The sequence below is a fragment of the Mycobacterium sp. genome (assembly GCF_049647605.1).
In the GTDB taxonomy this organism is placed as follows: Bacteria; Actinomycetota; Actinomycetes; order Mycobacteriales; family Mycobacteriaceae; genus Mycobacterium.
In genome coordinates, this window is the sequence record NZ_JBARXZ010000017.1 from 73,525 (window position 1) to 95,762 (window position 22,238).

Consider the following 22,238-nt stretch of genomic DNA (forward strand, 5'->3'; position numbering starts at 1 on the left):
GAGCCATGGCAATCGAGGCCGACGCAACTGCCCAGACTCCATTCGATCACGAGGTGACGGCAGTACAGCAGTATTTCGACAGCCCGCGATTCGACGGCATCACCCGGCTCTTCAGCGCGCGCCAGGTTGTAGAGCAACGTGGCACCATCGCCGCTGACTACCCCGTCGCGCGCGAGGCCGCCGCCGCCTTCCACGCCCGCCTGCGTGAACTCTTCGCCCAGAAGAAGAGCATCACCTCGTTCGGACCGTACTCCCCCGGCCAGGGCGTCGTGATGAAGCGGATGGGTATCGAAGGCATCTACCTCGGCGGCTGGGCGACCTCGGCCAAGGGCTCGATCAGCGAGGACCCTGGTCCCGATCTGGCCAGCTACCCCTTGAGCCAGGTACCCGACGAGGCTGCCAGCCTGGTCCGCGCTCTGCTGACCGCTGACCGCAATCAGCAGTATCTGCGGCTGCAGATGACCGAGGACCAACGCGCTACCACTCCTGCCTACGACTACCGCCCGTTCATCATCGCCGATGCCGATACCGGTCACGGCGGAGATCCTCACGTACGCAACCTGATTCGCCGATTTGTCGAATCAGGCGTGCCCGGCTACCACATCGAAGACCAGCGTCCGGGCACCAAGAAATGCGGCCACCAGGGTGGCAAGGTGCTGGTGCCCTCGGATGAGCAACTCAAGCGTCTCAACGCCGCCCGCTTCCAACTCGACATCATGGCGGTACCCGGCATCATCGTCGCGCGCACCGATGCCGAAGCCGCCAACCTCATCGACAGCCGCGCCGACGAACGGGACCAACCGTTCCTGCTCGGTGCCACCAACCTCAAGATCCCGTCGTACAAGGCCTGTTTCCTGGCGGTGATGCGGCGTTTCCACGATCGGGGCGCCACTGAGCTCAACGGTCATCTTCTCTATGCCCTGCCCGAAGGCGAGTACGAGGCCGCGGGAGCCTGGCTGGACCGCCAAGGGCTGACGGCCGCGATCGACGAAGGCGCCGCTTCCTGGCTGGACGGTAGAGCCACTTCCATCGATGCGGTGTTCGACGCGGTCGAGTCGAAGTTCATCGACGCCTGGCAGTTGGATTCGGGATTGCAGACCTACGGCGAGGCCGTTGCCGAACTGCTCGAATTCCGTTCGCGAGAAGGTGAATCCGCGGCAATGAGCGCCGCGGACTGGCGGAAGTTCGCCGCCGATGCTCCGTTGTTCACCGCCCGCGCGAAGGCCAAGGAGCTGGGCGCCGACGTGGCCTGGGACTGCGAGCGGGCCAAAACCCCGGAAGGCTACTACCAGGTGCGCGGCGGCATTCCGTACGCCATCGCCAAATCCCTGGCGGCGGCACCGTTTGCCGACATCCTGTGGATGGAGACCAAGACCGCCGACCTGGCCGACGCCCGCCAGTTCGCTGACGCCGTCCACGCCGTCTACCCCGAGCAGATGCTGGCCTACAATCTGTCGCCCTCGTTCAACTGGGACACCACCGGGATGACCGACGATGAGATGCGGGCGTTCCCAGAGGAACTGGGCAAGATGGGGTTCGTCTTCAACTTCATCACCTACGGCGGCCACCAAGTCGACGGCGTGGCCTGCGAGGAGTTCGCCACCGCACTGCGGCAGGAGGGCATGCTGGCGTTGGCACGGCTGCAACGCAAGATGCGCCTCGTCGAATCGCCGTACCGGACACCGCAGACCCTGGTCGGTGGCCCCCGAAGCGACGCCGCGCTGGCGGCGTCGTCGGGCCGTACCGCCACCACCAAGGCAATGGGCAAGGGCTCCACTCAACACCAGCACCTGGTGCAGACCGAAGTGCCGAAGAAGCTCCTCGAGGAGTGGCTGGCGCTGTGGAGCGATCACTATCAGCTGGGCGAAAAGCTGAGGGTGCAGCTGCGTCCCCGCCGCGCCGGCTCCGACGTGCTCGATCTCGGGATCTACGGCGAAGGTGATGAGCCTCTTGCCAACGTGGTTGTCGACCCGATCAAAGATCGGCACGGTCGCAGCATCCTCACCGTGCGCGACCAGAACACGTTTGCCGAGAAGCTGCGGAAGAAGCGGCTGATGGACATCATCCACCTCTGGCTGATCCACCGGTTCAAGGCCGAGATCGTCTACTACGTGACACCGACCGAGGACAACATCTACCAAACAGAGAAGATGAAATCCCACGGCATCTTCAGCGACGTCTATCAGGAAGTCGGAGAGATCATCGTCGCCGACGTCAACCAGCCCCGCATCGAAGAGCTGCTGGCCCCCGACCGGGAAGCTCTGTCGAAACTGATCCGCAAGGACGACTCACCCGCTGGGCGGTCATAGACTTCTGGCCGTGCCGCTGCGCGCCGTCGTCCTTGCCCTGATGCTCGCTACGCTGAGTCTGGCTGTTCCCGGCCGGGTGGGCGCGCAGCCGGCTCCGACCACTCAGCGCATCGTTGTCAGCGTTCCCGATGCGAGCTCCCCGACGGGCACGCTCACCGCCTACCAGCGGACCGGTGACCAATGGCACGCGGTATTGGGACCCACCCATGCCGATCTGGGAGAAATCGGGGTCGGTGCGCCCGCCGACGACGTGTTCCGCACCCCGATCGGGACGTTTCCGCTCGGGCAGTCGTTTGGCCGCCTGCCGAATCCCGGCACCGCGATGCCGTACTTCCAGACCACCGATGAGGACTGGTGGGACGAAGAACCCGAGTCACCGACATACAACTTGCACGTCCACGGCGAGCAGAGCCCGTCCGACGATGCCGAGAATCTGTACGACTCTGGTGTCATCTACGACTACGCGGTCCTCATCGAGCACAATCGGCACCGCATACCGGGACGGTCGGCCGGCATCTTCCTGCACGTCACCGACGGTGATCCCACCTGGGGTTGTGTCGCCATCGGTCACGACGAGATGCGCTCGGTGCTGAACTGGCTGGACCCGGCAGCGGCACCGGAAATCACCATCGGTATCAACGCGCCCGCACCTGAGTGAGGAGATCGGCATGAGAACTCTGCCCGCAGACGTCGTCGAATTCCTGTCGACCGGAACCCGCACCGGAATGCTCGGCTATCTGGCCTCGGACGGCCGGCCGCTGGTAGCACCGGTCTGGTTCCTCGCCGACGGCGACGGGGTGGTGTTCAACACCGCCGCCGGCTCGGCAAAAGGGAAGGCGTTACGGCGCGACCCTCGGGTGACGATCACTGTCGACGACCCGCATCCACCGTTCTCCTTCGTTCAGATCCAGGGAGTGGCCGAACTCAGCGAAGACGCCGATGCGTTGCTCGACATCGCCACCCGGATCGGTGGCCGCTACATGGGAACCGAACGCGGCGAAGAGTTCGGTCGGCGCAACGGTGTGCCGGGCGAACTGATCGTCCACGTGCGGCCGCACAAGGTGATCAAGGCGTTCAACGTCACCCGGTGAAGCGAGAAGAACAGTCAGGCCACGCGCTCGCCCGCAGTGGCTTCGAGCTTGTCCTCGTAGGCGCCCTCACCACGGCCCAGCGCGATCGTCGCCGCCAGCATGGCCAGACCGGTGACAAACAGTGCCGCAGCCTCCAGACCGGACACCGAGACGTCCTCGGACAGCATCACCGCGCCTAGTATCACCGCCACCACCGGCTCCAGCACCAGCATGGTCGGCACCGAGGTCTGCAGCGCGCCGGCATGGAACGCCGACTGTTGCAGGACCGTCCCGACCACCGCCACGATGACCAGCAGATACAGCTCTGGCGAGGCGAGCACGGCGCCCAGGCCCGCGCGGGTCGCAGCGTGCATCACCACCTTGGTGAGCACCGCCATCACACCGAAGAGCACCCCCACCACAACCGCGAGCAGGACTGCCCGCGCGGTACCCGAAACCCGCACCGCCATCGCGACCAGCAGCACCGTGAAAACCGAGGTGCAGATGAGCAGGATCGCCAGGGTCTTCAGCGGGACGTCGTACTCGCCGGGTTGGGTGCGCGCCAACAGCACAAAAATCGTCAACGCGAATGTCAGCAGCACCGCCCAGGTCCACTCGCTGACCGCCACCCGCCGGTCCGACAGCCGGGCGCTCAGCGGCAACGCAAACAACAACGCCGACACCAACAGCGGCTGGACCAGGATCAGCGAACCGTGCATCAACGCCAACGCCTGGAAGCCGTACCCGACGACCGCGGACGCAGTACCTGCCCACCACAACGGCCGGCGGACCAACGTCTGCAACATCACCGGGCTGACACCCGCCTCGGGCGGAACATCCAACGTCGCCCGCTGCCGCACCACGATCCCTATCGCCATGAAAACCGCAGCGAGGAGCGCGGCCACCACGGTCAAGCTGTGCGTGACCAACGTTTGTGACATCCTTTCCGGCACGGACCGGCGTAGCGGGTGATGCCGGAACCCCAACCGTAATCTGTACCGGCCGAAGGTTCTCGGCGCACCGCCGCAACCGCTAGAGTCGCCCGACCCGTTTCAGCCCGTCAGCGGTGTCGGAGACCGTCTCCGCCGGATCGCGCGTGACGATCCCGAAGTCCTTTTCGGCAGCAGAGTCGTCGGATTCCGGCATCTGGGTGTAGTACTGCATCGCGGCGGAGTTGATGGGAGTCTCGAACGGCAACTGATCACCCACCAGGTCGAACACCCGCCCGACCATCCGCAGAGCGGTGTCGGGAACCGGATACACCAACAGCCCATGATCGGTGGCCTCACCGATCATGGTGGCCAACTCCCCCACCGGAACCCGCTTGCCACCGGCCATGTACCGGCGGGGCCCCTGCCCAGGCTGCAGCAGCGCGACGTACAGCGCGGCGAGATCGCGGACGTCGACAACAATCCAGGCGGCGCTTCGCCCCGGCACACCACGCATCTTCACCGAGGCCTCGACACCATCGGCGGCCTCACCGAACTGGTCGCCGGCCGGAGGGCCGAGCACCATGCCGGGATAGGTGATGTTCACCGGCGCGCCTGCGTCCTGCAAACCGCGGGCGTAGGCCTCCACCAACGCCTTGGATCGGCCATAGCCGTCCGATCCGCCGGCCACCGGTAGATCGGCGTGCAGCAGTTCCAGTCCCGGCCGAAACAGCGCGGTGAAACTCGAGACGTGGATGATCGGATCGAGTTCGGCGGCCACCGCGGCGCCGAGGACGTTCCGAGCGCCTTCCAGGTTGGTGATCAACATCTCGTCGGCACGTTCAGGATCAGTGGAAATCATTGCCGCGCAGTGGATAACAGCATCACATCCGTCGATCGCGGCGGCCGTCGACGTCGCGTCGGCAATATCGCCCACCACATAGTCACTGATATCGGCACCGATCTGCTGCGCGCTGGTCCGCAACCGGCCGGGGTCACGCACCAGGAATCGGGTGGTGTGTCCGGCTTCCTGCACCGCCTTGGCAGTCCAGGCGCCGACAAATCCCGTACCTCCGGTGACCAGAACCTTCACCCGTGACCTCCTCCGTGAGTCCGACGACGTCGAACGGTAACCGAGAGGCCGGTGCCGGGCGGAGCAAATGAACCGCTTCGATCAGCTGGCTTGGTAGCCCCGCATCAACAGATCGGCGAGGCAATACACCGGGGCGCCGAGCACCCCTGTCAGATCGGCGGCGTAGGCCCGCGCAATCGCCACACCCCGGCCCGGGTCGAAGTCACCGCTGAGGTCCACGGCGATACGACAGTCGAAGGTGTCGGTGCCGACCACCGCAACTTGTGACACCCCATCGGGTATCGCGCAGGTCGCAACGGCGTCGTGGACGGCCTCGACGGTGGCTGACCGATCAACATAAACCGCTACGAAAGAATCCACCCTGCGATCATCGCCAGCCCCGGCGATTCCCGCAGCCCACGCCTGCAGGATTTGCCAGGGCTTCACCCAACGTTTACCGACCCGTCCTGCCGCCAAGATGAGGAAGGATAAGCGTTGTGGCCGAACGTGTGACATTTCCCAGCACCACCGGACCCGCCCTGGCCGGGATCATCGATCTACCGGAACGCGATCTTCGCGGCTGGGGGGTATTCGCCCACGGCTTCACCTTGGGGAAGGACTGCCCCGCGGCCAGCCGGATCTGCAAACAGCTGGCCGCCGAAGGCATCGGCATGCTGCGCTTCGACAACCTGGGCCTCGGCCAGTCCGCGGGCGACTGGAGCGACGGCTCGTTCTCACACAAGGTCGCCGACACCGTGCGCGCCGTGGAGTTCATGAACGAGTCCGGTCGGTCGACCAGCCTGCTGGTGGGCCACTCCTTCGGCGGGGCGGCCGTGATCGCCGCTGCCCATGACTGCCCATCGGTGGCGGCGGTGGTCAGCGTCGCAGCCCCGTTCGACCCGGCCCACGTCGAGAAGAACTACGACGCGCTACTGCAGCGCATCGAAGCCGACGGCGAGGCACCGTTCCTCGCCGGAGGCAAGGCACTGACCCTCAAGCGGCACTTCATCGAGGACGTCCGCAATGCCGACCTACGGGAGCGCATTCGCACACTGCGCCGAGCGCTGCTGGTCATGCACTCCCCGACCGACAACACTGTCGGCATCGCCAATGCCAGCGATATCTTCCGGACCGCCCGCCATCCGCGCAGCTTCGTCTCGCTCGAAGGCGCCGACCACCTGCTCACCGGGAGAAACCAGGCGGCACGAGCGGCCCGGATCATCAGCGCCTGGGCCGACCCCTATCTGTGACCGCGGTTCCGCTGCGTCACGGACCCAATTCTTCATACTGAAATCAGCTAACAAAGGCTGATAGCGTGGCGATAACTCGTGTGGCAGGTCAAACTCACCACGCCCGGGGGGCGGCGGTAATGAAAGGTAGATGTATGTCGATGATGCGGAGACTGGCCCTCTGTTCCGGCGGCGCGATGGTGGCATTGGCTGCAAGTAGCGGGATCGCGGCGGCACAGCCCGATGTCGAGGCCATCGTCAATTCCAGCTGCTCTTACCCGCAGGTCATGGCGGCGCTCAACGCGCAATCGCCGACAGCCTCGGGTCAACTCACCTCGAGCCCGGTCGCGGTCTCGTGGCTGCAGCAGCTGGTGGCCTCACCGCCGGATGGCCGGCGGGCGATGATCGCCCAGATCCAGGCCTATCCGGCGCTCGCGAGCTATACGCCTCTGATCAACCAGGTCGCCGCCAGCTGCTCCAACTACTAAAGGCGCCATCCACGCGCAGAACCCGGGCATGGACCAAATGCCCGGGTTCTGCGCGTTCGGTCAGGGTGTGTTCGGCGACGGCTCCACACTTGTCATCTGGGTCAGCCCACTGATGGTGAGCACCGGGATCAACACCGGATTGGCGACCACTCGCAGGTTGTCGACCCGCTCGAAAAGCACGCTGATGGCTCCGCTGTCCAAATAGTCGACAGCGCCGAGATCCACGACCACCAGCGTCTCCGGTGAGCCGGCGGCGATGGCGCGACCGAGTGCCTCGGTGAAGGCGCCGACATTACTGAGGTCGATTTCTCCGGCAGCGATCAGCACCATCGACCCGTCCTCGCGGCGGGCGGTATCCAGGGACAGCGGCGTGACCATCAGCCAATCCTCGTATAGAGGTGCACGGTCGTGCCGCCGGCGTCGGAGTGAATGGTGACGTCGTCCATGAGTGCATGCATCAGGGTCACGCCTCGACCGCGCGTGATGTCCGCGCCGGGCCGGGCGGTTTTCCACGTCCCCTGATCGATCACCGTCATGTGCAGCTGATCGACCAGCGCGGTGGCAAGGATGCTGACCTGCCCCTCGGACTTGTCCCGATGACCATGCTCGATGGCATTGGCCACCGCTTCCCCGACAGCAATCAGGACATTCTGGGCCTGGTCGGTGTCCACACCCGCGCGGCTCAACCAGCCCCGCAGTTCGGTCCGGGTAGCTGCCAGGTGGCTGACGTCGGCCGGGAAATCCATCCGCATCGGCCCCGGCTGGCGGTACAGCAACAGTGCAACGTCATCCTGGTATCCGCCGTCGGGCGCCAGCCTGGACATGATGCGACTCGACAGCTCGTCGAGCGCCGCCGACTGCCCTTCCTGGACCAGCCCCGCCGCACGAAGTATCCCGTCGTCCAACGTATCTCGGCGTCGCTCCACCAAACCGTCGGTATACAGCAGCAGCGTGGAGCGAGCCGGGAGCACCAGGCGGGCCTCCGATCTGACCCAGTCGCGGCGCACCCCGAGCGGGATCGTTCGGGCATCCTCGAGCAGTTGCAGGCTACGGTCGGCGCCGACGAGGATCGGCGGCGGGTGACCAGCGCTGGAGTACACCAGCTCTCCCGACTCGGGACTCAAGACCGCGCAGAATGCCGTTGTGCACGCCGCCCCGGGAAGCTGTTCGGCGAACCGGTCAAGGCTGGTCAAAGCCGCACTGGGACTGGCCGATTCGAGTAGCAGCGCGCGGCAGGCGCTCCGTAGCTGACCCATCACCGTCGCGGCTGCCAGGCCGTGGCCCACGCAGTCGCCGACGATCAGCGCGATCCGGCCGTCTCCGAGATCCACGACGTCGTACCAGTCGCCGCCAACCTGCAGTGGACTCGACGCCGGCTGATAGCGAACGGCGAATCCGCTGGGCAACCGGGTCGGGCCGAGCATCGCGAGCTGAAGGGCCAACGCGGTTTCGCGCTGCTGATCGAGTTGATGGACCCGCTGCAGCCCCTGCCCCAGTCGTCCCGCCAGCATCGCCAACAGCGTCTGATCTTCGATGCTCAGCAGCCGCGCCTCGGTCAACTCGATCCACAGCACCGCCACGCCGCGCGGATGGTGCACCGCGATACCCGCACGGCCCGGATCGGCGGCGTCCAATGTGAGCAGATCACCGCCGCGCAGCGACTCGATGCGCCGGCGGACCGACCCGGAGAGGCCCTTCCAGGTGGTGACCTCACCGGCAGAGATGATCGCCGGTCCATCGGCGGTCACGTCCGAGTCGCCCGAATCGGAGAACACCGCCGCCAGCACCGAACGCGCGTGCCAGAGCCGGCACAGCGCCTCCGCCGCGGATCCTAACGCCTCGTCCACGGTATCTGCCTGGGCCAGAAGCTGATTCAGCTCGGCGAGTACGGTCTGGCGCTGCACCGTGTAGTGCTCGGCGGTGACGTCGCGCAACGTCCCGACCATCACATTGCGGCCGGTGTCCGGATCGGCTGCATGGTTGAAGCTGGCACTGACCCAGAGTCGGTGGCCGTCGCGGTGCGTGACCGGCAGCTTGAACTCCCCGTGGCTCTGGCTGAGCAGGCCGGCGAAGGCCTCCTTGGCTATCTCATGTGCCTTCGGATCGCTCGCGGCGTCAGGCCACCACGGATGGGAAGGTTGATACGGCAAGCCCTCTGGGCCGAACCCGAGGATGTCGGTGAACGCCGAATTGATCTCGATCACCGCGCCGTGGTCGTCGGCCACAAAAAAGGCCTCCTGCAGCGAGTCCACCAGTGCGGTACGCCATCGCGCGTGATGGTTACGCAGCCTGGACAATTCGACATTGGCGCGCACCCGCGCCAGCAGTTCGGCCGCGGCGAAGGGTTTCACCAGATAGTCGTCCGCGCCGGCGTACAGTCCCTCGATCGATTCTTCCTGGCCTGCCCGCGCCGACAGCAACAGCACCGGCACCGCAGCGGTGCGCGGATCGTTGCGCAACGCCGTCACCAACCCGAGCCCATCGAGTCGTGGCATCATCACGTCGCTGACCACAAGATCGGGCAGGTCGGCACGGATAGCATCCAACGCGTCCTGGCCGTCGACCGTCAGCGTGACCTCATATCCGGCGCCACCGAGCAATCGGGCGAGGTAGTCCCGCATATCGGCGTTGTCGTCAGCAACCAGCAGCCGAGTCGGGGGCAGGCCGCCTTCCTGCGGGCCCGGATCCGGAGGCAGCGGGTCGAGTCCCTCGGTTACCTCTGCAGGCAACCAGCGCAATGCCTCGTGCAGGTACGGGTCGGCGACGGTCGACGGGGAGCGTTCGGTGCCGGGAGCCGACACGGCGCCGGCCGGCAAATGCGCACTGCCGAAGCGAAGCCGGATCGTGAACGTGGTCCCAACACCTTCGGTGCTGTCCGCGGTGATGGAACCGCCATGGGAATTGACGAGTTCCTTGACCAGCGCCAAACCGATCCCGCTGCCTTCGTTGGAACGCGCCCGCGCGTTCTCGATGCGGTGGAACCGCTCGAAGAGGCGGGGCATCTCGACCGCAGGGACTCCGACGCCGGTGTCGCCGATGGTCACCACCGCGTCGTCGCCGTCGCGCCGCACCGCGACGGTGATCGCGCCGTCGAAGGTGAACTTCAGCGCGTTGGAGAGGAGATTGAGCACCACCTTCTCCCACATGTCGCGGTCGAGATACACCGGCTCGTCCAGCGGCGGACAGTCCACCACCAGAGCCAGACCGGCCCGTTCGACCGCCGACCGGAACACACTGGCGAGTTCGGCGGTACCGGCCGCCAGATCCACCGGTTCGAAGCTGGCCTGTATCCGGCCCGCCTCGATCCTGGCAAAGTCCAGCAGGGTGTTGACAAGCTTGGTCAGACGTAATCCGTTGCGGTGCACCACCTCCAATTCCTGCCGCGTGCGCTCGCCGGAACTGTCCGGACTGTTGAGCAAGTCACTGACCGGGCCGAGGATGAGCGTGAGCGGGGTACGGAACTCGTGGCTGATGTTGGAGAAGAACGCCGTCTTCGCGCGGTCGAGTTCGGCCAGCTCCTCAGCCCGTTCCTGCTGGCGGCGGAAGCTGCGTGCACTACCGATCTCGGCAGCCAGATGACTGGCGACCAGTTCCACGAAGCCGCGGTAGCCGTCGTCGGCCGGACGGAAGCGATTCAGCGCTGCCACCAGGAATCCGCACGGATCGTTGCCCTGTTGCGTCAACGGGACCAGCAGCGCCTGAGTAGGTGGGTCGGACCACTCCCCCGTCGGCAACCCGACAAAGGCCGGGCCGGTGAGGTCGACATAGGCGGACTGCCCCTGACGCAACGTCTCGGCGGGCCACACTCCGGGGTCCTGGGCGGACAGCACCAGCGGGGCACCACGGTGCCCCGGGGTGATACCGCTGGCGGCCACCAGGCGTGCGTCCGGACCGTCGAACAGATAGGTGAGAGTGAACGGCAGGTCCCGCAGGTTCCGGCCCAGGCGATCTGCCGCCACGGTCAGCAGTTTGTCCTCGGCGGCCAGCACTCTCGGTTCGGCGCCGAGCTCACGCAGCGTGGTCATCCGCCGCTCACTGATGACCCTCTCGGTGTCCTCGCTGACCACACACAGCAGCCCGACCACCGCACCGGAGTCGTCGCGCAACGGACTGTAGGAGAACGTGTGGTAGGACTCCTCGGGGTAGCCAGACCGTTGTACGAACAGCAGCAACGCCGAATCCCAGGTGGCCTCTTCGGTGGACAGCACCCGATCGATGCGGGGAGCGATGTCGTCCCAGATTTCAGCCCACACTTCGCTCGCCGGCCGGCCCAGCGCCCACGGGTATTTGGCGCCGAGGGTGTCATCGCGATAGGCCGCGTTGCAGAAGAAGGTCAGCTCTGGTCCCCACGCCATCCACATCGAAAAGCGTGACGACAGCAGGATCCGGACGGCAGTTTTCAGGCTCTGCGGCCAACCGGCCGGCTCCCCCAGCGGTGTGCCGGTCCAGTCCACCCGCGCCAGATCGGGACCCACGTCGGAGTCGTTGCCGAAGACCTCGGCGGCACCGGACAGCGACGGTTCGGGCCCTGCACTCACCTGATGGTCCTCTCGCTGCCGTCGTGAGGTACCACGAAATATACGTCAGGCCGAGCGCAGGTACTCGGCGCAACAGGCCCGCCGCGCCAGTTTGCCGCTGGTGGTACGCGGAAGCGCACCGGCGGGAACCAGGCGCACGTCGGCCACCGACACCTCGAACTGATCGGACACCGCAGCCTCGATGGCCGCGAGAGCGGGGCCGGGGTCCGTGCGCGCCGTCCCGGCCGCCCGCTCGGCGACGATCACCACACCGTCGTGCGCCTCGGTGGTGAAGGCGACCACGTACCCACGGCGCACCATCGGTGACACATCGGCAGCGACGGCTTCGATGTGGTGCGGATAGAGCAGACGACCGTTGATGGTCATCAGATCCGCGATCCGGCCGGTGATGAACAATTCACCGCCGACGTACACGCCCAGGTCTCCGGTGCGCAACCAAGACGCCCCCTCCGCCACCCCGTCGGCGTGACTGCCGTGGGGCATTCTCGAGCCCAGGGCTGCACCGAAGGTGGCCGCAGTCTCTGCCGGGCGGTTCCAGTACCCTCTGCCGATGTTGTTGCCGTGCAACAAGATCTCGCCGACCTGGCCGTCCGCCAGCTCGGCCGCCGACGCGGGATCGACAATGACGGCCCATTGACTACGCGCCACCTGACCGCACGACACGTGCGCCACGGCGTACGGATCCGTTTCTGCAACCGTGACCGCACGTCCGACTTCCAGACCGCGCCGGTCGAAATGCAATGCCGACGGTTCCGCATCGGGTTCGATGGTCGCGACCAGCAAGGTGGCTTCAGCGATCCCATATGACGGTTTGAAGGCGTTGGGCGGCAAACCGAAAGGCGCAAACTTCGCCGTGAAGGACCGCATCGCCTCGACGCTCACCGGTTCTGAACCGATGATCAGCACCGCCTTGTCGAGGCTGAGTTCTTCGCCGGGCTCCGGTGCACCACGCAGGGCCGCCCACTCGTAGGCGAAGTTGGGTGCGGCGGTTACCACCCGCCCCTCCCGGCATCCTGCGGCCAGCGCCCGGATCCAGCGTTGCGGCCGACGCAGAAAGGCCGTCGGTGACATCAGTGTGGAGTGCCCGCCGTAGACCGCCGGGAACCCGATCATCGACAGCCCCATGTCGTGATACAGCGGTAACCAACTGACGCCGTGGGTGTTTCGATCCAACAGGTCGATCGACAGGATCATCTGGATCAGGTTCGTGCCGACAGCGCGATGGGTGATCTCCACCCCGACCGGGGGCCGGGTGGCTCCCGAGGTGTACTGCAGGTGTGAGATGTCGTCGGCATCGACCACCACTTCGGTGAACCCGTCGCCGGCACTGTCGGGAATCGTGTCGATGGTGAGCAGGTGGGGGCGAGCCTCCGGTGCCAGCGACGCGTCGAGATAGTCGGAAACCAGACCGGAAGCCGCCGTCGTGGTCAGCACCACCGTCGGCCGGCAGTCGTGCAGCGCAGTGTCGAGACGTTCGCCGTGGCCCGGTAATTCGGGTGCAAACAGCGGGACCGCGATGGCGCCGGCCTTGATCGACCCGAAGAACCCGGCGACGTAATCCAGACCCTGCGGCGCAAGGATGGCAACGCGCTCCCCACGGGTGGTGAGCTGCTGCAGCTGCGCCGCGATGGCACGCAACCGGATGCCGAGCTGGGACCAGGTGAGTTCGATGACGTCCCCGTCCGCGGCATGCGCGAAGTCCAGGTAACGGTATGCGACCGAATTTCCGACGCTGACGATGTTGCGCTCGATCAGCGACAGCAATGTCGTCCCGGGCGGCAGGACAACAGCACCCTCGTCGTCCACACATTCCTCGATGCGCAACAAACCTTCGGGCACGCTGGTGTCCACAGGATTACCTCGGTTCACCGCTCCAGTCTAAAAGTGTCTTCGATGAATCCGGCCGGCTCGCCGGGTGCCTCCGGTCACAGCCAACGGCGAAGAATCAGCTCATCTTCTTCCGTAACCAGGCGCCAAAGGGGTGCTTGACAGTGAGTGCCCCGAAACGCACGTTGCCCCGGACGACCAGGTGCACCCGGCCCGCGGGCGGCGCCGCGTCGACTCGCGAGTGTGCGCTGCCGACCAGGCAGTGCAGATCGTTGACGTCGGCGGTGAAGTTGTCCGGGATCAGGATGTCGATGCTGCTGCAGATATCGTCGATCTCGAGTGTCACCACGGGGGTTCTTATCTCAGCCTGCGTCAGATCGAGCACGATGTTCGAGAACCGGGACCTGACGGTGATCCGTTCCGGCACCATCCAGCGGCCGGCACGGTTGATCGACGACATGGTCACCTTCAGCGGCAACGTCGCAGCGGCAGCGGGGACAGCGGCGCTGGGGGACGACCCGGGCAGCTGCATCCCGGGCAGATCTTCCAGGACCACACCGAGCTCACCTCGTGTCCGGGCCGCCATCGCCGCACTCATCCGGTCACCGAATTCCTCAAGGGTCAGCATGCCGTCGCTGACGGCCTGCTGCAGCAGGCCCGCCACGTGCTCGCGTTCGGCGTCTCCCACCCGATAGTCGCGATCGTCCACTCGGCCCAGGATAGGCAACCGCGGCGACGCCCCGGTCACAGCCTCGGCGGTAACGTCCGCCACCGCTGTCGCGACAGTTCGACTGGGTTAGTGATGGAGGAAGAGTCATGGGGTCGAAACTGCTGCGCCGCGTCACCGCGGTACTCGGCGCGCTGGTGCTCGCCATGACCGTCACCGTCGGCGGGTCTGCTTCTGTGCAGGCGGCGCCCCCGGCAGGGAAGGACTTCTCCAAACCGGCGATCGTCATTCTGGGCTACGGCCTGAACTCCGACGGCACCATGCGCCCGATCTTGCGTACCCGGGTGCTGACCGGCCTGACCGTCGCACAGTTCTTTCCGCAGTCCCCGATCATCGTGACCGGCGGCAACCCCAAGAACGGCAGAACCGAAGCTGGTCAGATGCGGAACATGCTGATGCTCTTGGGATTTCCGCCCAATCGGATCATCGTCGAGGATCGGGCCAACAGCACGGTGCAGAATGCGCGGCTCTCGGTGCCGCTGGCTGAAAGCGCGGGCACATCCGGAATCATCCTGGTGACGTCGTCGACGCATCAGGATCGCGCCGACGGCAACTTCGCCGACGCCGGCGGCAACGTGCTCGCCACGGTGAGCTACCCCGACGGCGACCCCTCGGTCAACGCCGCCCAGTTCGCGCGCGACGTGCTCAGCCCGTTCCTTCCGATCAGCTGATCCGCGGTGACCGCCGAGGACCGCCGGCGCTGGGACCAGCGCTACACCCGCAACGACCCACTGACCCCCGACGATGTGGGGCTGCCAGCAATCTTTGTGCCCTTTGCCGACGAGTTCCCGACCACGGGGCACGCTGTCGACGTTGCCTGCGGGCGCGGCCTCACCGCGATCTGGCTGGCCCGGCGCGGAATGTCGGTCACCGGCTACGACGTTTCCCCCGTTGCCATCGCCGCGGCCACCGAGCTGGCCGCCCAGTGCGGCGTGAGCCAACTGTGCCGGTTCCAGGTGGTCGATCTCGATGACGGACTACCACCCGGGCGGGAGCTGGATGTGATCGTCTGCCACAAGTTCCGGGACCACCGGCTGGACCGGCCGATGTTGGTGCGGTTGGCGGCCGGCGGGCTGCTGGCGATCAGCGCCCTCCGCGGGGCAGGCGCCTTCCGGGTGGCCGACGGCGAGTTGGAGGAGGCGTTCGCCGACCTGGCGGTGACGGCTTCCGGCACCGCCGACGACACGGCCTGGCTGCTGGGCCGCCGCTGAGTCCGCAAGGGTTCGGTCTGCCACTGAGCTCCCCCATTTCGAATCGCGATTTCGAATCGCGATGAACCAAAGCAGTGACCACAGGGTGACCGAGGGCAAAAATCTGCCAGTGACCCGCACCATTCGCTTCAACGCCTTCGACATGAACTGCGTCGCCCACCAGTCCCCCGGCCTCTGGCGGCACCCGGAAGACCAGGCAGCGCGCTACAAGGACCTGGCCTACTGGACCGAGCTGGCACAACTGCTGGAACGCGGCAGGTTCGACGGGCTGTTCATCGCCGATGTCCTGGGCACCTACGACGTCTACGGCGCCAGCGACGAATCCGCGATCCAACAAGCCACCCAGGTGCCGGTGAACGACCCGCTGATGCTGGTCTCGGCGATGGCCTATGTGACCGAACACCTCGGGTTCGGCATCACCACCGGCACCGGATTCGAACATCCGTACCCGTTCGCCCGCCGCGTGTCCACGCTGGATCACCTGACCAAAGGGCGTGTCGGCTGGAATGTTGTCACCGGCTACCTGCCCGCGGCGGCCCGCAACATGGGCCAAACCGACCAGCCCGCCCACGATGCACGCTACGACCACGCCGACGAATACCTCGAAGTGCTCTACAAGCTGTGGGAAGGCTCGTGGGAAGACGACGCCGTGGTGCGCGACGCGCAGCGTGGTGTCTTCACCGACCCGGCAAAAGTGCACCACATCGGCCATGAGGGCCGGCACTTCACTGTCCCCGGGATCCATCTGTCCGAGCCGTCACCGCAACGAACCCCGGTGATCTTCCAGGCCGGAGCGTCGGCGCGTGGGGTGCGTTTTGCCGCCGAGAACGCCGAAGCGATCTTCACCGCCGCCCCCACCAAGGCGATCCTGCGCGAGAACGTCACGACGATCCGACGCGAGCTCGAGCTGGCGGGCCGAGATCCATACGCCGCCAAGATCTTCAACCTGGTGACGGTCATCACCGCCGAGAACGACGAAGCCGCCGCCGCCAAACACGCCGAACTGCTGTCCTACGGTGATGCCGATGGCGCCTTGACCTTGATGTCCGGCTGGATGGGCGTCGACCTGTCCCGGTACGGCCTCGACGAGCCCATCGGCAACGTCGACTCCAACGCCATCCTGTCGGCGGTCAAGGCGTTCCAGTCCGCCGATCCCGACGGCGGAGAATGGGCGGTCCGCGATATCGCGAACTGGGGCAAGATCGGTGGCATCGGGCCCCGCTTCGTCGGATCCGGAGAACGCATCGCCGACCAGCTGCAGGAGTGGGTCGACGAAACCGATGTCGACGGTTTCAATCTCGCCTACGCGATCACCCCCGGAACGTTCGCCGACTTCGTCGAGCACGTGGTGCCCGTCCTCACCGAACGCGGCGCCTACCAATCCGAGTACACGCCCGGCACGTTGCGCAACAAGCTGTTCGGCAACGGCGACCGGCTGCCCGACGAACACCGCGGTGCCACCTACCGGGTCGGTGGCATCGGCTCGACCATCATCGACCGCCCGTCCACAGTGCCCTCATCATCGGCGTCGGTTGCCTCGCAGCCGAACGCCGCCCACTAGGAGATGCCGAAATGACAGTGAAACTGCACTGGTTCCTGCCTACCTACGGCGACAGCCGGCTGATCGTCGGCGGAGGTCACGGACTCCCGGCGGGCACGGCCCACAGCGACCGCGACGCCTCCATCGACTACTTGGCCTCGATCGTTCGCGGCGCGGAGTCGTTCGGGTTCACCGGAGCCCTGATCCCCACCGGGGCCTGGTGCGAAGACGCCTTCGTGACCGCCGCGCTGCTGGCCCGAGAAACCACGTCGCTGGCGTTCCTGGTGGCGTTCCGGCCCGGATTGGTCAGCCCGACGCTCTCCGCACAGATGGCCGCCACGTTTGCCCGGCACGCCCCGGGCCGACTCCTGCTCAACGTCGTCGTCGGTGGCGAGGCGCACGAGCAACGCTCATTCGGGGACTACCTGGACAAGGACTCCCGGTACCAGCGCTGCGACGAGTTCCTCGACGTGGTGCGCCGACTGTGGGCCGGTGAGACGGTCACAGCCGACGGCCAGTACATCAGCGTCGAGGAGGCGGCGCTGGCGCTGCCACCAGACCCGGTGCCACCGTTGTACTTCGGGGGCAGCTCGGCAGCCGCGGGACCGGTCGCAGCCCGGCACTCGGATGTGTACCTCACCTGGGGTGAACCACCGGAAGCCGTGCAGGAGAAAGTCGAATGGATCCGCAAGCTCGCCGCCGACGAAGGCCGCACCGTGCGGTTCGGCATCCGGCTGCACACCATCTCGCGCGACCACGCCGACGAGGCCTGGACGCAGGCGGGCCGGCTCATCGATGCCCTCGACGAGGAGACGGTCCGCACCACCCAGGCCGGCCTAGCCCGCAGCCAGTCGGAGGGGCAGCGCCGAATGCTGGCGCTGCATGAGGCCAGCCGCGCCAACAGCAGCTGGAACGACGCCTGCAGCCTGGAGATCGCCCCCAACCTGTGGGCCGGTGTCGGACTGGTACGTGGCGGCGCCGGCACCGCGCTGGTCGGAAGCCACACCGAGGTCGCCGACCGGATCGGCGAATACGCCGAGATCGGGATCGACGAGTTCATCTTCTCCGGCTATCCACACCTGGAAGAGCTGTATTGGTTCGGTGAGGGGGTGGTGCCGATCCTGCGCGAGCGGGGCCTGTTCGACGGAGTGGGCAACAGCACGTCCGCGGCGGCCTCGATCCCGTTTGTCGGTTCGGCTCGATGAACGCACCCGCAGCCGACACGATCCTCGCCACCGCGGCCGCTCTCTCTCAAGAGTTCGCCGTGGATGCCGCCGCGCGGGACGCCGACCGTCGCCTGCCGCACGATGAGATCAAAGCGCTCAAGGCATCCGGATTGTTGGCACTGTCGGTCCCGGCCCGGCACGGCGGCCCGGGCGCGTCGGCGGCCACGGTGGCCGAGGTGTTTCGTCTGCTCGGCCACGCCGACGGGTCACTGGCGCAGATACCGCACTCGCACTACACCTTCCTGGAAGCTGTTCGACTGAAAGGCACACCGGCACAGCAGGAGTTCTTCTTCGGTTTGGTGCAGCAGGGCGCGATGTTCGCCAACGCCCAGTCAGAACGCGGCCCGCATCCCATCGACGTGGACACCACCACACTGACCCGGCAATCATCCGGCGCGTTCACCCTGCAGGGCCGCAAGTTCTATTCCACCGGAGCGCTCTTTGCGGACTGGGTGATCGTGCGGGCGTCGCTGGCCGACGGCTCAGGCACGGTACCGACGGCCTCGACGCCAAAAGCACTGGCGTTTGTGCCCCGTGATACCGCCGGACTGGAAATCGTCGACGACTGGGACGGTATGGGCCAGCGCACCACCGCGTCGGGCACGGTCACCCTCGACGGAATCCAGGTGCCGGCAGCCCATGTCATCCCCTTCTCCCCGATCTTCGCCGAGCCGACGGTCTACGGTGCACACGCTCAACTGCTACACACCGCCATCGACGTCGGCATCGCAACCGGAGCGCTGGAGGAGGGCGTCCGGCAAGCCGCCAAGGCCCGGCCGCACTTCGAGGCCGAGGTGCTCTCCACTGCCGAGGATCCCACCGTCGTCAACATCGCCGGCGAACTGACCGTGACCGTCCGCAGCGCCCAGGCGCTGCTCAACGAGGCCGCGCGACTGGTCGATGCCGCCCGCGCCGATCTGACCGAAGACACCAGTGCGGCCGCTTCCATCGCTGTTGCGGTGGCAAAAGTGGCCGCGGTGCGGGCCTGCTTGGAGGCGACCTCGGTGCTGTTCGACCTCGGAGGCACCCGCAGCGCGTCGGGAAGTGCCAATCTGTCCCGACATTGGCGTGACGCGCGCACCCACACCTTGCACGACCCGACCAGGTGGAAACTGCAACACATCGGCCGCTACACCCTGAGCGGGACCCGCCCGCCGCGCCACGGACAGCTCTGACGTCAGGTGTACAGCGTGATGGGCTGCACGTCGCCGGTCAGGTAGTGGGCACCGATCTCGAGCTTCTTGTAGTCGATGGGATCATGCAGCGAGTGGGTACGGATATTGCGCCAGAACAGATCCAGGCCCACCTCGCTGCGCGCCGAGCTCGACCCGGTCACCTCGAACACTCGCTGCGCCACCTCCAACGCCGTCTCGGTGGTCACCACCTTGGCGTTGGCAATACCGATCTCGACATCGGCCCGGTCGGCTGCGGTGACATCGCCACCCCGGGCGATCACCGCATCGAATCGGGCGTTCCAGCGATCGGTCAGGGCTTCGGCAGCCGCGGTCCTGGCCAGCAGTTCACCGAAGACTCTCTGCACAAACGGGTCTCGTGAATAGTGCTCGACATCGCTGAGCACCCAGGCGCCGCGGCGCGCCAGGGTGAGATCCCGGGCCCGCTGCAGCGCACCCTCGGCGATACCCAGATAGAGGTTGGCAAATCCCAACTGCACGCCCGGGGTCACCAGAGTGGAGTAGGGCTCGTCAGCCACCTCGCCGAGAATGTCCTCCGCTGCGACGGCAACGTTGTTGAACCGAACGCTGCCGCTTGCGGACAGGCGCTGCCCCAGGGCATCCCAGTCACCGAGGTACTCGACGCCCGGGCGGTCATGCTCGATCACCGAGGCCAGCACTCGATCCGGCTGCGGGGCCAGGGCCATCACCAGAGTGACGTCACCGGTCGACGCTCCCGTGGAGAACCTCTTGAATCCGTTGAGCCGGAATCCGGTGCCCTCGGGAGTCAATGTGAGGTCGGGGTCGACGGGATTCACCGAATCCCCCCACAACCACTGGCCTTGCGCCGACGCCGTGAACCGCTGCTCCCAGAGCGAGGGATCTCCGAAGAACACGATGGCGGCGTGATTGCAGTAGTGGTAGCTGAGGATCTGCGCGATCGAGGCGTCGGCGCGTGCCAGGATCCGCACTGCCCGGAAGGCGCTGGACCAGTGCCCGCCGCCACCGCCGTACCGGGTCGGGATCAGGAGATTGGCCAGCCCGGAATCCTTGAGCAACTTCAATTCGGCATCGGGATCCCGGTTGGCCCGATCCCTGGCCAGGGCGTCCTGCGCGAGGGCGTCGGCCACTTCGGCGGCCACCGCATCCCAATGAGAGTTCTTGTGGTCGTCGGGTGAATTCACCCAGGGTGTACGCGACATCGATGTTCAATCCCTTCCTGGATACGTGCGCGCACAGCTTAGGAGCGAATCGACAGAAATCATCGAGTTCAACTCTGTGCGAGTGAAATTCAGTCCCGCCTACCGCGGGTGCGCCGCGCGCTGATTGAATCGAGGGCATGTCTTCTGCCACCACCGACTGGACCGCGCTCGTCGACCGGACGGTCCCAGGTGCGGTGGAGCGTGAGCTCTCCGGGGCACTGCCCACAGATGTTCTCGCCGAACTCAAACAAGCCGGGATCGGCGCACTGCGGGTACCGGTCGAGTTCGGCGGCCGCGGGCTGAACTGGGCCGAGATCATCCCGATCTGGATCGACCTCGCCGCTGCCGACGCCAACCTCGCCCAGGCGCTGCGCGGCCACTTCACATTTGTCGAAGATGTGCTGTTCCGGCACCGGCGCGGCTCCGATCAGCGCCGCTGGTTCGAGCGGTTCGTCGCGGGCGAGATCGTGGGCAATGCCTGGACCGAAACCGGTTCGACGGCAATAGGCGACCTACAGACCGTGGTACGTCCCGCCGGCGACCACTATGTGCTCAACGGGCGCAAGTTCTACACCACCGGAACGGTTTTTGCCGAGTGGGCCGATGTGTACGCCCGACTGGAGACGGGTGACGGGTACACCGATGTGGTGGCGTTGGTGGACACCCGGCAGCCCGGTGTGCGGGTGCACAACGACTGGGACGGCTTCGGCCAGCGCGGGACCGGCAGCGGCACCACCGAATTCTCGGACGCACGTGTCGAAAGCGATGATGTGCTGCCATTCGCCGAACGCCATCCGTATCAGACAGCGCTGTACCAGGTGAACCTGATCGCCACCATGGCGGGTATCACCCGCGCCGTGCATCGTGATGTTGTTGCCGAGGTACGGGCCCGAACCCGGAACTATTCACACGCCAACACCTCTCGCGTCCGTGACGATGCCCAGGTACTCGGCCTGGTGGGCGAGATCTCGGCTGCCGCCTACACCGCCGAGACGGTGGCGATCCGAGCCGCAACAGCACTCGACGTCGCAGCCGACGCATCGGACGCGGAGCTGCAACAAGCGACCGAAAGTGCCGAACTAGAGTCCACCGCAGCACAAATCACGGTGTCACGGCTGGTGCTCGAATCGGCATCGGACCTCTTCGATGCGCTCGGAGCCTCGGCAACCGCCACCTCACGTGCGCTCGACCGGCACTGGCGCAATGCACGCACGGTCGCCTCACACAATCCGCGACTGTTCAAGGCACGCGTCCTGGGCGCCTACGACGTCAACGGCACCCCGCCGCCCTACGCGTGGTCCATCGGGACCACCAAGGCGTAGCGGCGATCTAACCGGATCTCGCCGGCACGATGGCGATGGGTGCGGAGGCCCGGTTTTGTAGATGTCGTCGCACTCCTGAAGACCCATCCCAACGATGTCCTGATACAGAACTGTCACCGATTGTCTTGGGAGATGGCAGGTCTGAGTCACTGGATTCAGCCATAATCGAACACGTGTTCGAGGTATCTGATGCTGGCGGGTTGCTCACCGAGGTGGAGCAGTCCCGCCTCGATGAGTCCGCTTTGTGGGCCTCTGGAAATCCCCCACCGGCCGGGTCTATCGCAGCACCCCCGACGGCGCCGAAGTCTTCGGCGACATCGCCGCCGCCAGCCCCACCCCGCGACGCACCAACCACCGCCTCACCAAAGCCACACGC

At 66.2% G+C, this 22,238-nt stretch carries 19 protein-coding genes; 11 read left to right on the forward strand and 8 right to left on the reverse strand.

The window, feature by feature from the left end:
* The first annotated feature begins 5 nt into the window (after window positions 1-5).
* The 3 genes from aceA to WBB07_RS02305 are packed head-to-tail and all read left to right on the forward strand — an operon-like array spanning window position 6 to window position 3,400.
* Entirely contained in the window at window positions 6-2,309 is a 2,304-nt protein-coding gene (gene aceA, locus WBB07_RS02295; protein ID WP_526304348.1) for an isocitrate lyase ICL2, read from the forward strand.
* Window positions 2,310-2,319: 10 nt separating this feature from the next.
* On the forward strand, window positions 2,320-2,967 hold the full coding sequence (locus tag WBB07_RS02300; protein ID WP_526304350.1) for a L,D-transpeptidase family protein: 648 nt from the start codon (window positions 2,320-2,322) through the stop codon (window positions 2,965-2,967).
* A gap of 10 nt (window positions 2,968-2,977) precedes the next feature.
* Window positions 2,978-3,400 (forward strand): PPOX class F420-dependent oxidoreductase, encoded by a 423-nt coding sequence (locus WBB07_RS02305; protein ID WP_526304352.1) that lies wholly within the window; start codon window positions 2,978-2,980, stop codon window positions 3,398-3,400.
* A gap of 14 nt (window positions 3,401-3,414) precedes the next feature.
* Here WBB07_RS02305 and WBB07_RS02310 read toward each other — a convergent pair whose 3' ends face one another.
* From WBB07_RS02310 to WBB07_RS02320, 3 genes are all read right to left on the reverse strand, one after another.
* Window positions 3,415-4,308, reverse strand: coding sequence for a DMT family transporter (locus WBB07_RS02310; protein WP_526304354.1), 894 nt, complete (start codon window positions 4,306-4,308; stop codon window positions 3,415-3,417).
* A 103-nt stretch (window positions 4,309-4,411) separates the two neighbouring features.
* On the reverse strand, window positions 4,412-5,401 hold the full coding sequence (locus WBB07_RS02315; protein WP_526304356.1) for an SDR family NAD(P)-dependent oxidoreductase: 990 nt from the start codon (window positions 5,399-5,401) through the stop codon (window positions 4,412-4,414).
* Window positions 5,402-5,482: 81 nt separating this feature from the next.
* Window positions 5,483-5,761, reverse strand: a complete 279-nt coding sequence (locus WBB07_RS02320) for a hypothetical protein (RefSeq protein ID WP_526304358.1) — start codon at window positions 5,759-5,761, stop codon at window positions 5,483-5,485.
* Window positions 5,762-5,877: 116 nt separating this feature from the next.
* Here WBB07_RS02320 and WBB07_RS02325 point away from each other — a divergent pair, with 116 nt between their 5' ends.
* Both WBB07_RS02325 and WBB07_RS02330 read left to right on the forward strand, forming a co-directional pair.
* Window positions 5,878-6,630 carry an alpha/beta hydrolase family protein gene (locus WBB07_RS02325; protein WP_526304360.1) on the forward strand — a complete coding sequence of 251 codons (753 nt, stop codon included), beginning with the start codon at window positions 5,878-5,880 and terminating at the stop codon, window positions 6,628-6,630.
* Window positions 6,631-6,764: 134 nt separating this feature from the next.
* On the forward strand, window positions 6,765-7,097 hold the full coding sequence (locus WBB07_RS02330; protein WP_526304362.1) for a hemophore-related protein: 333 nt from the start codon (window positions 6,765-6,767) through the stop codon (window positions 7,095-7,097).
* A 60-nt stretch (window positions 7,098-7,157) separates the two neighbouring features.
* On the opposite strand, the gene WBB07_RS02335 is transcribed toward WBB07_RS02330, so the two are convergent.
* The 4 genes from WBB07_RS02335 to WBB07_RS02350 form a co-directional block, all read right to left on the reverse strand.
* The gene (locus WBB07_RS02335) at window positions 7,158-7,475 is read right to left on the reverse strand and encodes an STAS domain-containing protein (RefSeq protein WP_526304364.1); all 318 of its coding nucleotides are present in this window, start codon (window positions 7,473-7,475) and stop codon (window positions 7,158-7,160) included.
* The gene (locus WBB07_RS02340) at window positions 7,475-11,635 is read right to left on the reverse strand and encodes a SpoIIE family protein phosphatase (RefSeq protein WP_526304366.1); all 4,161 of its coding nucleotides are present in this window, start codon (window positions 11,633-11,635) and stop codon (window positions 7,475-7,477) included. Before WBB07_RS02340 ends, WBB07_RS02335 begins: the two co-directional genes overlap by 1 nt.
* A 45-nt stretch (window positions 11,636-11,680) precedes the next feature.
* Complete coding sequence (locus WBB07_RS02345; protein ID WP_526304368.1) at window positions 11,681-13,504, reverse strand: fatty acyl-AMP ligase; 1,824 nt, start codon at window positions 13,502-13,504, stop codon at window positions 11,681-11,683.
* Between the two features lie 76 nt (window positions 13,505-13,580).
* Window positions 13,581-14,171, reverse strand: coding sequence for a DUF1707 domain-containing protein (locus WBB07_RS02350; protein ID WP_526304370.1), 591 nt, complete (start codon window positions 14,169-14,171; stop codon window positions 13,581-13,583).
* Between the two features lie 107 nt (window positions 14,172-14,278).
* On the opposite strand from WBB07_RS02350, the gene WBB07_RS02355 reads away from it, so the two are divergent.
* The 5 genes from WBB07_RS02355 to WBB07_RS02375 all read left to right on the forward strand — a co-directional run bounded on the left by WBB07_RS02355 (window position 14,279) and on the right by WBB07_RS02375 (window position 19,341).
* Window positions 14,279-14,860: a YdcF family protein gene (locus WBB07_RS02355; RefSeq protein WP_526304372.1), complete on the forward strand. Its 582-nt coding sequence runs from the start codon at window positions 14,279-14,281 to the stop codon at window positions 14,858-14,860.
* 6 nt (window positions 14,861-14,866) lie between these two features.
* Window positions 14,867-15,400 carry a class I SAM-dependent methyltransferase gene (locus WBB07_RS02360; protein WP_526304374.1) on the forward strand — a complete coding sequence of 178 codons (534 nt, stop codon included), beginning with the start codon at window positions 14,867-14,869 and terminating at the stop codon, window positions 15,398-15,400.
* Between the two features lie 109 nt (window positions 15,401-15,509).
* Window positions 15,510-16,961: an LLM class flavin-dependent oxidoreductase gene (locus tag WBB07_RS02365; RefSeq protein WP_526304376.1), complete on the forward strand. Its 1,452-nt coding sequence runs from the start codon at window positions 15,510-15,512 to the stop codon at window positions 16,959-16,961.
* 11 nt (window positions 16,962-16,972) lie between these two features.
* Window positions 16,973-18,145: an LLM class flavin-dependent oxidoreductase gene (locus WBB07_RS02370; RefSeq protein ID WP_526304378.1), complete on the forward strand. Its 1,173-nt coding sequence runs from the start codon at window positions 16,973-16,975 to the stop codon at window positions 18,143-18,145.
* Entirely contained in the window at window positions 18,142-19,341 is a 1,200-nt protein-coding gene (locus WBB07_RS02375; protein WP_526304380.1) for an SfnB family sulfur acquisition oxidoreductase, read from the forward strand. Before WBB07_RS02370 ends, WBB07_RS02375 begins: the two co-directional genes overlap by 4 nt.
* Window positions 19,342-19,343: 2 nt before the next feature.
* On the opposite strand, the gene WBB07_RS02380 is transcribed toward WBB07_RS02375, so the two are convergent.
* Window positions 19,344-20,540, reverse strand: a complete 1,197-nt coding sequence (locus WBB07_RS02380) for an acyl-CoA dehydrogenase family protein (RefSeq protein ID WP_526304382.1) — start codon at window positions 20,538-20,540, stop codon at window positions 19,344-19,346.
* Between the two features lie 137 nt (window positions 20,541-20,677).
* Here WBB07_RS02380 and WBB07_RS02385 point away from each other — a divergent pair, with 137 nt between their 5' ends.
* Window positions 20,678-21,862 (forward strand): acyl-CoA dehydrogenase family protein, encoded by a 1,185-nt coding sequence (locus WBB07_RS02385; protein WP_526304384.1) that lies wholly within the window; start codon window positions 20,678-20,680, stop codon window positions 21,860-21,862.
* Window positions 21,863-22,238: the final 376 nt, after the last annotated feature.